General features: G+C 66.8%; 8 protein-coding genes, 1 tRNA gene and 1 pseudogene. 1 reads left to right on the plus strand and 9 read right to left on the minus strand.

Annotated elements, in window-relative coordinates:
• Positions 1-274: 274 nt before the first annotated feature.
• Positions 275-348: transfer RNA gene (locus ACNA7R_RS17060), tRNA-Lys, on the minus strand.
• Between the two features lie 147 nt (positions 349-495).
• On the opposite strand from ACNA7R_RS17060, the gene ACNA7R_RS17065 reads away from it, so the two are divergent.
• On the plus strand, positions 496-1,947 hold the full coding sequence (locus ACNA7R_RS17065; protein WP_416284733.1) for a DHH family phosphoesterase: 1,452 nt from the start codon (positions 496-498) through the stop codon (positions 1,945-1,947).
• On the opposite strand, the gene ACNA7R_RS17070 is transcribed toward ACNA7R_RS17065, so the two are convergent.
• From ACNA7R_RS17070 to ACNA7R_RS17105, 8 genes and pseudogenes are all read right to left on the minus strand, one after another.
• On the minus strand, positions 1,948-2,244 hold the full coding sequence (locus ACNA7R_RS17070; protein WP_416284734.1) for a PRC-barrel domain-containing protein: 297 nt from the start codon (positions 2,242-2,244) through the stop codon (positions 1,948-1,950).
• A 78-nt stretch (positions 2,245-2,322) separates the two neighbouring features.
• On the minus strand, positions 2,323-3,435 hold the full coding sequence (locus tag ACNA7R_RS17075; protein WP_416284735.1) for a phosphotransacetylase family protein: 1,113 nt from the start codon (positions 3,433-3,435) through the stop codon (positions 2,323-2,325).
• A complete protein-coding gene (locus ACNA7R_RS17080) occupies positions 3,432-5,528 on the minus strand; it encodes an acetate--CoA ligase family protein (RefSeq protein ID WP_416284736.1) in 2,097 nt (698 codons plus the stop codon). The genes ACNA7R_RS17075 and ACNA7R_RS17080 overlap by 4 nt, the downstream gene beginning before the upstream one ends.
• A 60-nt stretch (positions 5,529-5,588) precedes the next feature.
• Positions 5,589-6,605, minus strand: a complete 1,017-nt coding sequence (locus tag ACNA7R_RS17085; protein ID WP_416284737.1) for a metal ABC transporter permease — start codon at positions 6,603-6,605, stop codon at positions 5,589-5,591.
• The gene (locus ACNA7R_RS17090) at positions 6,605-7,345 is read right to left on the minus strand and encodes a metal ABC transporter ATP-binding protein (RefSeq protein WP_416284738.1); all 741 of its coding nucleotides are present in this window, start codon (positions 7,343-7,345) and stop codon (positions 6,605-6,607) included. The genes ACNA7R_RS17085 and ACNA7R_RS17090 overlap by 1 nt, the downstream gene beginning before the upstream one ends.
• 56 nt (positions 7,346-7,401) lie before the next feature.
• Entirely contained in the window at positions 7,402-8,790 is a 1,389-nt protein-coding gene (locus ACNA7R_RS17095) for a metal ABC transporter substrate-binding protein (protein ID WP_416284739.1), read from the minus strand.
• Positions 8,791-8,987: 197 nt separating this feature from the next.
• Positions 8,988-9,689 carry a hypothetical protein gene (locus ACNA7R_RS17100; RefSeq protein WP_416284740.1) on the minus strand — a complete coding sequence of 234 codons (702 nt, stop codon included), beginning with the start codon at positions 9,687-9,689 and terminating at the stop codon, positions 8,988-8,990.
• A 155-nt stretch (positions 9,690-9,844) separates the two neighbouring features.
• Positions 9,845-10,300, minus strand: a pseudogene (locus ACNA7R_RS17105) (hypothetical protein); the annotation flags it as partial.

The following is a 10,300-nucleotide window of genomic DNA, read 5'->3' on the forward strand; positions in this document are numbered from 1 at the left end:
GTGAAATTGTAGTTACCCATCACACTGGGGGCAAGCGGGCCGGGCGCGATTGTGAACTACGCCGAGACGTTCCTGCTCACTTCGTTGCGCGGCTGCGACTCGTCTCCTTCAAATCGCACTGGCCGCTTTGCTCCTCACGAAGTTGTTCGTCGCAAAAGCGGGCCGGGCGCGATTATGAACACACGGTCGGACGTGCTCACTCCGTTGCGCACGTCCTCCCTGCGTTCAAATCGCGGAGCCGTTTTGCCACTCGCGAGTTTGCTCGTGGCAAAAGCGGGCCGGGCGCGATTTGAACACGCGACCGTCTGATTAAGAGTCAGACGCTCTGCCGGACTGAGCTACCGGCCCTGTACCTCCGACTTTCGGACCTGGATAAATATACGTTTCCCTTGGGAGGCGCCGTGTCAGACGTCTCCAAACGCCCTCTCCTCGAGCGTGCGCCGACGTGCCACTCTTCGAGAACGTTAAGTAGGGTCGGTTCGACCTCACGTTCACATGAGCACGGGGGTCACTATTTCGTCGATCTCGGACTACGCGATTCTCGGCTGCGGGAGCGTCGGCTACGCCGTCGCCGAGGAACTCGTCGAGCAGGGGAAAGACGTCGTGATCATCGACCGCGACGAGAGCCGCGTCGAATCCCTGCGCGACCAGGATCTGGACGCCCGCACCGCCGACATCCGCGAGCCCGAAGCCGCGGATCTCGTCGCCGAACGGGACGTCGTCCTGATTCTCGCCTCCGACGTCGAGGCGAACAAGGCCGCCGTCGAGCACATCCGCGCGAGAAACGACGAGAGTCAGTTCCTCGTCGCGCGCGCGAGCGATCCCGTCTCGGGGGACGAACTCTCCGAACTCGGCGCCGACATCGTCATCAACCCCTCCTCGGTGATCGCCGAGTCCGCGCTCCGGGCGCTCGAGTCGGGCGAGCTCGAGTACAACGCGGGGAAACTCGGCCGGCTGGTCGAGGAGACCGACTCGCGGATGGCGATTCTCACCCAGGACAGCCCCGATCCGGACTCGATCGCGAGCGCCGCGGCCCTGCAGGCGATCGCCGACCACCTCGAGGTCGAGGCCGACATCGTCTACCTGGGCGACGTCGGCCACCAGGAGAACAGGGCGTTCGTCAACCTGCTGGGGATCGACCTCGTCCAGTGGGACGAGATCGACGATCCCGGAGTGTACGACACCGTCGCGCTCGTCGATCACGCGACCTCCTCGGAGATGAACCTCGAGGTCGACATCATTATCGACCACCACGAGGCCGAGGAGACCTACGACCCCGAGTTCGTCGACATCCGTCCGAACATGTCCTCGACGTCGACGATCATGACGAAATACATCCAGGAGTTCGACATGAACGTCTCCGAGGAGGTCGCCACCGCACTGCTGTACGGCATCCGCGCGGAGACCCTGGATTTCAAACGCGACACCACCCCCGCCGACCTCACCGCCGCCGCCTACCTCTACCCGTTCGCGAACCACGACACCTTGGAGCAGGTGGAGTCGCCGTCGATGTCCCCCGAGACGCTGGACGTCCTCGCCGAGGCGATCACCAACCGCGACGTCCAGGGCAGCCACCTCGTCTCGAACGCCGGCTTCGTCCGCGACCGGGAGGCGCTGACCCAGGCCGCGGGCCACCTGCTGGACCTCGAGGGCGTGACGACGACCGCGGTCTTCGGCATCGCCGACGAGACGATCTTCCTCGCGGGTCGCTCGAAGGACATCCGCATCAACATCGGGAAGGTCCTCGACGACGCCTACGGCGAGATGGGGGAGACGGCGGGCCACTCGACGCAGGCCAGCGCGGAGATCCCGCTGGGGATCTTCACCGGGATCGAGATCTCGGAAGGCACTCGAGACACGTTACTTCAGTTGACCGAAGAGGCGGTCAAACGGACGCTGTTCGACGCGATGGGCGTCGACGGCAGCGAGGGTTCGAACGGGAACTGATCAGGCGACGATCTCGTCTTCTTCCTCGTCGTCGGGATCGCGGACGCGCTCGACGACGTCGTTGATCAGGATGACGTCGCCGACCGACCGGACCCACCGATACGGGACGATGACGCCCTTTCCGGCGCGGGCCTCCTCGCGGAACAGTTCCTCGTTCAGCTGGCCGAGCGCGAGCCCTTCGATCGTCTCCTCGCTGATATTGAGCTGAAGATCCTCGACTTCGCCGACGAAAACGCCGTTGTTCGAGTACACCTCGCGGCCGACGAGCGAGGTGACCTCCTGGTGCGTGTCGTCCATGGTAGGAGCCATGTATGGGTGGCTATTAACTCTTGGTCAGACGGGCCCCGGCGAGGGCGATCGTCGCGGTAGACGGCGCTACTCGTCGAGGAGTTCGTCGACGGTCGCATGATCGGCCAGCAGTTCGGTCATTCGCTCGACGGTCCCGGCGTCGCGGGTGCGCCCGCTCCTGATGACGTCCTCGGCGCGTTCGACCGTCGTCAGCGTGTCCGTCTGGACCGAGAGGATCGGCATCCCCTTCTCGGTCGCCTGGCCGACGATCGCACCCGAGGGACGGTGGCCGCCCGTGAGGATGAGACAGCGGACGCCGGGGGCCTCGAGCGCGGCCGTGTGAATCTCGGCGCGGTCGCCGCCGGTGATGACCGCGGCGTCTTTCGTCCGTCGGAAGTGTCGCAGGGCGCTATCGGCGCCCATCGCGCCGACCGTAAAGCGCTCGACGTAGGCGTCGTCGCCCGCGTCGACGAGCGTCGACGCGCCGAGTTCGTCCGCCAACTCGGCGACAGTCACGCCCGCGAGCGTCCGCTCGCGCGGGATTACGCCGTGAACGTCGATTCCTCGGCCCTCGAGGAACGGGACGACGTCGGTCTCGAGTCCGTCGTAGGCCGCGTCGGAAACGTTGTTGAAGACGACACCCGCGAGCCGGTCGCCGAACGTCCGGGCCGCCGCGAGCACGTCGTCGGCGTCGCCGGGGACCTCGTAGGGCGCGACGAGCAGAACCCGGGCGTCGAGCAGCTCCGCGAGGTCGGCGTCGGCGAGTTCGACGATTTCGCCGACGTCGTAGCTGCCCCCGCCCTCGAGGATCAGTCGGTCGTGGTCGGCCGCGAGCGCGTCGAACGCCTCCCGGACGCGCTCGCGGACCTCGTCGGGCTGTTCGCGGCCCCGGATCGCCTGCTCGACGAACGTCGGCGAGTAGACCACGGGTTCGAGGTCGTGGATCTCGGCCTCGAGGTCGAGCAGCTCCTTGGCGAGCATCGGATCCTCGTCTAAGGTCTTGCCGACGTTGCTCTGCAGGCGGGTCCCCTTCGGTTTCATGTAGCCGACGTCCTCGCCGCGCTCGCGGGCGAGGCTGGCGAGGGCTAGTGCGATCGCCGTCTTTCCGGTGCTCTCCTCGAGCGAGGCGACGAGGATCGGCTGCGAGCTGTCGGCGGTCGATTCGGCGTCGGTGTCGATGTCGGTGTCGGTGTCAGTCATAGTTCGTCGGTGTCGACGGTGAGTCGGAGGTCGATCGCCTGTACGCCATCGGGACCGGCGACGAGGGGGTTGACGTCGAGTTCGAGGATCGACGGGAAGTCGGTCACGAGCTGGGAGAGCCGCTGGACCGTCTCGACGACGCCGTCGACGTCGGCCGGCTCGCGCCCGCGGGCGCCGCGCAACAGCGGCGCCGCCTTGATCTCGCCGACCATCTCGCGGGCCTCGCCCTCGCCGATCGGGGCGACCCGGACCGAGGTGTCCTCCAGGATCTCGACGAAGATCCCGCCCAGGCCGAACAACAGCAGGGGGCCGAACTGCGGATCGCGGTTCATCCCGACGATCGTCTCGGTCGATTCGTCGAGATCGAGCATCTCCTGGACCTGCACGCCGAGGATCGTCGCGTCGGGCTGGTAGTTGCGCGCCCGCGCGACGACGTCCTCGTAGGCGTCGTAGACGTCCTCCTCGGAGACGCCGACTTTCACGCCGCCGATGTCGCTCTTGTGGGAGATATCGGGGCTGACGATCTTCATCACGACGTCGCCCTCGATCGACTCGGCGACGGTCCGAGCGCGGTCGGGGTCGTCGACGATCTCACCCTCGGGCGTCGGGATCCCGTAGGCCTCGAGCAGGTCCATCGACTCGACGCCGAGGCGGTTGTCGTCGCGGTCGCGAGCCCGTTCCAGGATCTTACGGGCCCGGTCGCGGTCGACGTCGAACCCGGTCGGCTCGTCGACGGCCCGGTTGCTGATGTCGCGGTGACGCGCGAGCGCGTCGAGCCCCGCCACCGCTCGAGAGGGATCAAAGTAGTTCGGAATGCCGAACTCCCGTAGCACCTCCTCGGCGGCTCTGGCCCGCTGGCCGCCCATCATGCAGGTGACGACCGGCTTGCCGTGTTTCTCGCGTTTCTCGATCACGACCTCGGCGAGCTTGTCGTACTGCAACACGGCGGTCGGTGCGCTGACGACGACCGCGCTCCCGACGTTCGGATCCTCGAGCGCGATGTCCAGCGCCTCGCGGAAGCGCTCGATGTCGGCGTCGCCGATGGCGTCGATCGGGTTGTAGACGTTGGCCTCGTCGGGCATCGCCTCGGCGAGCGCGTCGATCGTCTCGTCGGTGAAGTCGGCCATCCGAAGCGAGGAGTCCCCGACCGCGTCGGTCGTGAGCACGCCCGGACCGCCGGCGTTAGTGACGACGGCGACGCCGTCGGAGTCCGGTTGCGGGAGCCCCGACAGCGCCCGGGCGTAGTCGAACAGCTGCTGGACCGACGTCGCCCGCACCACGCCCGCCTGCTCGAGGCCGGCCTCGTAGGCGCGCTCGCTGCCGGCGATCGCCCCCGTGTGCGAGGAGGCCGCCTGCGCGCCGGCGTCGGTGCGGCCGGACTTGACGAGCACGATCGGGGTGTCGTCGGTCACCTCGCGGGCCGCCCGGACGAACCCCTGTCCGTCGTCGATGTCCTCGAGGTAGCCGATGATGACGTCCGTGTCGGGATCCTGGCCCCACTCGCGGACGAAGTCGGTCTCGTCGAGGACCGTCTTGTTACCCAGCGAGACGACGTCCTGGAAGCCGATCCCCTGCTCGTTGGCCCAGTCGAGGACAGCCGTGATGAACGCTCCGGACTGGCTCATAAAGGAGATCGAGCCCTCGAGGGCGTCCTCGGGGCCGAACGTGGCGTTCATCTTCGGCGGCGTCGACATCACGCCGAGGCTGTTCGGCCCGACGACGTTGAGGTCGTACTCGTCGGCGAGTTCCCGGAGCCGGCGCTCCCGTTCTGCGCCCTCACCCCCCGTCTCCGAGAAGCCGGCGGTGATGACGACGACGTCGTCGGTGCCCGCCTCGGCGACGTCCTCGATGGCGTCGATCACGACCGTCGGCGGAACGACGATCACCGCCAGATCGATCGGCGGCGCGTCCTGTACGTCGCGATAACACTCGAGCCCGAGGACCTCGTCGCGGTTAGGGTTGACCGGGATCACCTCGCCTGCGAACTCGTCTCGCAGGTTCTCGAGGATCGCCCGGCCGACGGCGCCCTCGCGGTCGGTGGCGCCGACCACGGCGACGGTCTCGGGTGCAAAGAGGTCGGATAACCGTCCCATCGCTCGGGTGTTTGCCGGGCAACGGGTTAAACGTGTAGCGTGCTCCCGCAGCCCGGGAATTTAGTGCATCGAGATCGCGCTGCCGGCCCGACTCGAGGCGAGGATCGCCAGCGCGTAGATCCCGATCGCGACGACGACGATCGAGCCGCCGGGCGGCAGCCCCTGCGAGATCGCGAAGCCGAACCCGCCGAGCACCGACACCTGGCCGAACAGAATCGACAGCGAGAGCGTCTCGCGAAAGCCGTGGGCGATCTGGGAGGCGGCCGCCACCGGGATGACGAGCATCGCGGCGACGAGGATCACGCCCAGGATCTGCATCGCCCCGACGACGACGACCGCGGTCATCACGATGAGCAAGGTGTTGTACCAGGTGACGTTGAGCCTGGCGACGCGGGCGGCCTGCTCGTCGAACGTGATAAAGAGCAGTTGCTTGTAGGTCAGCGCGACCACGCCGACGACCGCGACGGTCAGGATCGCGACCAGCCGCGCCCCCTCGGCGGGGATAACGGCCGCGCTCCCGAACAGGTAGTCCTCGATGCTCACGCCCGAGAAGCCGCCCCGGCCGTAGCTGATGATCAGCGTCCCGACGGCGAAGCTCCCGGTGAGCATGATCGCGATCGGGACGTCGCCGTAGGTGTTCGTCCGCTCGGACAGAAACTGGACGAGCAACGCGCCGATCACGGCGACGACGAGCGCGGAGACGAGCAGCGAGCCGTCCCAGTCGGTCGTCGCGCTGAAGAGCAGCCCGATGGCGACCCCAGCGAACGCGGTGTGAGCGAGCGTCTCGCCGATCAGGGCCATCTCGCGGTGGACGAGGTAGGTGCCGACCAGCGGGGCGGCGATCCCGACGAGCGCGCCCGTCGCGATCGAGCGCAGCATAAAGGAGTAGCCGAAGACGCCCGTGCCGAGGTAGTAGTCGAGCCACATCCCGGCGATCATGTACTGATCGTACAGCGTCCCCGCGTAGGGGTACTCCTGGAGCCACTCGAGGGCCAGAAAGGCGATCATCGCGACCGCGAACAGTCCCGTGAGCGCGATCCCGACCCGCTCGAGGTGGCGTCTGGTTGTTCGGTCCATCAGTGGTGGTGGTGGACGACCTGCCCGGTCGATCCGTACGCCTGCTCCAAGGCATCGCTTTCGACGAACGATTCCGTATCCCCGTGGTGGAACAGCTCCGTGTTGATGCAGGCGACCCGATCCGCCCGATCGGTGACGACGCCGATGTCGTGTTCGATCAGGACGATCGTGATCCCGTCGTCGTTGAGCGAGTCGAGCAGCTTGTAGAACGCGTCACGGGACTCGGCGTCGACGCCGACGGTGGGCTCGTCGAGCGCCAGCAGATCGGCCTCGGAGGCCAGCGCCCGCGCGATGTAGGCGCGCTGGCGCTGTCCGCCCGAGAGCTCGTTGATCCGTCGGTCGGAGAGCTCGGTGATGCCGACCGTCTCGAGGGCGTCGTCGACGATTTCGCGGTCGGCGTCGGTCAGCCGCGAGTGGCCGGCGTGGGCGAAGCGCCCCATCGTGACGGCCTCGCGGACGGTGACGGGCATCGTCCCGCCCCGGCTGGTTGCCTTCTGCGAGACGTAGCCGATGCGCCCACCCTGGTCGAACTCGTCGACCGGCTGGCCGAACAGCTCGATCCGTCCGCTGTCGGGACTGTGCAGCCCGAGCATCAGGTGCAACAGCGTCGTCTTCCCCGATCCGTTCGGCCCGACCAGCCCGAGGAAGTCGCCCGCCTCGATCGTCAGCGAGACGTCTCTGATGGCGACGGTCTCGCCGTAGGAAAACGTCACGTGCTCCATGTCGACGATCGAACTCACGGGTCTCTCACTCGCGTATCGAACGCGGATATGCTTATGTCTTCCATTTCGGCGTCCTACTCCGCGCCGAGTGCTTTCGCGAGCGACGGGATGGTAATCTCTTCTAACTGCTCGACCCAGCCGTACCCCTGCTCGTTCCACTCCTCGGTCGTCCCCTCCGCAGGGGTGATCGGCGCGGCGTCGGTCGCGTCGGTCTCGTCGAGCAACACCTCGACCATCTGGGGAACGTCCGTCTCGGGATCGGGCGTCTCGAAGGGATCGTAGAGGATCGTGTCGACATCGTGGTCCTCGATGACCGCGATCAGTTCGGAGACGTCCTCGCTCGACTCGACGGCGTCGGGCGAGACGCCGACGGGGGTTCGGATCTCGAAGTCGTAGCGGTCCTCGAGGTACCCGAACGAGTCGTGGCCCGCCAGGACCGCGACGTCCCGGCTCGCGTTCTCGGCAACCTCCTCGAACCCCCGGTGGACCTCGTCCACTCGGGCCGTGTACTCGGCGGCGTTTTCCTCGTACAGGTCGGCGTTGTCCGGATCGATCTCGCCCAGCACGTCGGCGATCGTTCCGACCATCTCCTGGGCGAGGACGGGATCGACCCAGACGTGGGGGTCGGCGAACGCCGTCGATCCCTCGTCGTCGTCCTCGACGACCGCGACCGAGGCGTTGTCCGCGCTCGTATCCCAGACCACCTCGCCGTCGGCGACGAGTTCGAAGACGAGCATCGTCCGCCCCTCCTCGAGCCCGTAGAACTCGACGTGGTCGCCCTGCGATTCGATCTCGAGGACGTCCTCGCTTGCACCCTCGGCAACGCGGGCATCGAGTTCGAAGGGGGCGTCCTCGCCGAGCGGGAGTGGTCGTCCCTCGGCGTCCTCGAACCGGCCATCGATCCCGACCTGTCCGTCGAGGGGGACGTCGGGAACGCCGCCGTGCCAGTGATCGACTTCGCCGTGCCAGTAGGCGACTTCCTCGCCGGTCCGTCGGTCGTACAGTTCGAATTCCGCGATCTCGACCGCTCCGGGGTCTCCCTCGTACTCCTCGGCCTCCTCGCGGTCGTCGGTCTCGCGGTCCATCGGGATCAGCTGTCCCTCGACGGCCTCGAGCCCGTCGATCAGCGCGACGTCCTCGTTCTCGAGGTCGGCGGCGACGTCCTGGGCCCAGGCGAACTCGGGGGTGTCGAGGTAGACGAAAAACGCCGACTCCGCGATCTCGCGCTGGAGGTCGACGGGTGGCTCCCAGCCGTGGCCCATCTCCCCGGTTTCGATCGGGTTCTCGACCGTCAGTTCGTCGCCGACGACGTGTTCCGTCCAGTCGGCCAGCGCGAAGAAGGCGGCGTACCCCTCGTCCGCGTCTCCCCCCTCGCCGTCGGGTTCGCTCAGACAGCCCGCGAGGACGCCGAGAGAGAGCGCACCGGCGCTCGAGCGCAGTACTGCGCGACGTGACCGTGTCATACGGGGAGATACGAGCGGGCGGATAAAAGAGTTATTATGTGGGATAGATCAGTTAATAACTAGTTGTAGCGATCGGTCGCGTGATAACAACGAGCAGCGGTACCGAGCGTGACGGGTGCGCAAAAGGTGGACCGCATCCGGGCGGAACGGGGAGACACGAGAGTCGGTTACCGAAGCGGGAGGGCGTAGCCGAGTCGTTAGTCGTCGTGGCCGTGATCGTCGTCGTGGTGATCGTCGTCGTCGTGGTGGTCGTCGTCGTGGTGATCGTCGTCGTCGTGGTGGTCGTCGTCGTGATGATCGTCGTCGTGTGCACCACCCTCGGCGTGGTTCTCCTCGGGGTCGAAGTCGTCGACGACCTCGACCTCGAGCTCCGGCGAGTCCCAGTCGGAGTGGTCGTCGTGCCAGAGCTGGAAGACGACCTCGGTGATCCCTTCCTCCTCGCCGGTTAGCTCGACGTGGTCGCCGTGGGACTCGATCTCGATGTTCTCCGCGGCACCCTCGACGACCTCGGCCTCGAGCTGGTACTCCTCGTCCTCGCCGAAGGCGATCTCCTCGCCGTCGGCGTCCTCGGCGTGGGCCTCGACGGCGATGGCGTCCTCGAGGGGGACGTACAGCGGGTCGTGATCCCAGTGGCCGTCGTGGACGTACGCGAGCTGTTCGCCCGACTCGTGGTCGATCAGTTCGAACTCCGCGACGTCCATGTGGTCGTCGCGATCGGTATCGTCCTCATGGCCGTCGTCGCCGTTGGCTTCGTCATCCTCGTCGTTGCCGTTGGTCTCGTCGCCGTTAGCTTCGTCGTCCCCATCGTCACCGACGCAGCCGGCGATGCCGAGCGCGGCGAGGGAACCGGACGTCGCGAGCAGCTTCCGACGGGTCGAGCTGGTTCGATCGATCGTCATTGTTAGATACCACTCGTAGAGTGCGAGTGGTTAGTAATGAAGTTGACGATGTTATTAACCAGTGCGAAGGCGATCGAGCGATGCGCGGTGATCGCTTCCGCGGCCGAAGTCACGGGCGTTCTCTCACTCGTACGGGCGATCGGCGATCCCAACCGCTATCCGTCGGGATGGTTCGCCGCGTCCTCGAAGTCGTCGACGACCTCGACCTCGAGCGCCGGGGAGTCCCAGCCGAACCGATCGCCGTGCCAGAGTTCGGCGACGATTTCGGTCCGCCCCGGGATCCGGCCGATCAGGTCGAGACGGTCGCCCCGGGGTTCGATCGCGACGGTTTCGTCTCCGTCCTCGACGACGACGGCGCCGATGTGGTGGCTCTCTCCGTCGCCGAGTGCTAGTTCGCCGTCGTCGTCCTCGAGCATGATGCCGGCGCCGACGGCGTCCAGCACGGTGACCGCGTCCCGTGTGACGCGGTAGAGGAGCTCGGTGAGGTCGTAGGGATTGACGATGGCGCCCGTGAACTCCCGTAGGACGTGCAGCAGCCGGTCACGCACCTCGGTCTCCCTTTCGGTCGTTCGATGCCACGGGCTCGGTCTGTCCCGAGGATGGCAGTGTCG

Source organism: Natronococcus sp. (assembly GCF_047921035.1).
Taxonomy (GTDB): domain Archaea; phylum Halobacteriota; class Halobacteria; order Halobacteriales; family Natrialbaceae; genus Natronococcus.

What these genes read in the sequence shown, in the direction of transcription:
- ACNA7R_RS17070 (WP_416284734.1), bottom strand. Translation starts at nt 2,244, where the DNA reads ATGGACGACACGCACCAGGAGGTCACCTCGCTCGTCGGCCGCGAGGTG.
- ACNA7R_RS17065 (WP_416284733.1), top strand. Translation starts at nt 496, where the DNA reads ATGAGCACGGGGGTCACTATTTCGTCGATCTCGGACTACGCGATTCTC.
- ACNA7R_RS17085 (WP_416284737.1), bottom strand. Translation starts at nt 6,605, where the DNA reads ATGGACCGAACAACCAGACGCCACCTCGAGCGGGTCGGGATCGCGCTC.
- ACNA7R_RS17075 (WP_416284735.1), bottom strand. Translation starts at nt 3,435, where the DNA reads ATGACTGACACCGACACCGACATCGACACCGACGCCGAATCGACCGCC.
- ACNA7R_RS17100 (WP_416284740.1), bottom strand. Translation starts at nt 9,689, where the DNA reads ATGACGATCGATCGAACCAGCTCGACCCGTCGGAAGCTGCTCGCGACG.
- ACNA7R_RS17080 (WP_416284736.1), bottom strand. Translation starts at nt 5,528, where the DNA reads ATGGGACGGTTATCCGACCTCTTTGCACCCGAGACCGTCGCCGTGGTC.
- ACNA7R_RS17095 (WP_416284739.1), bottom strand. Translation starts at nt 8,790, where the DNA reads ATGACACGGTCACGTCGCGCAGTACTGCGCTCGAGCGCCGGTGCGCTC.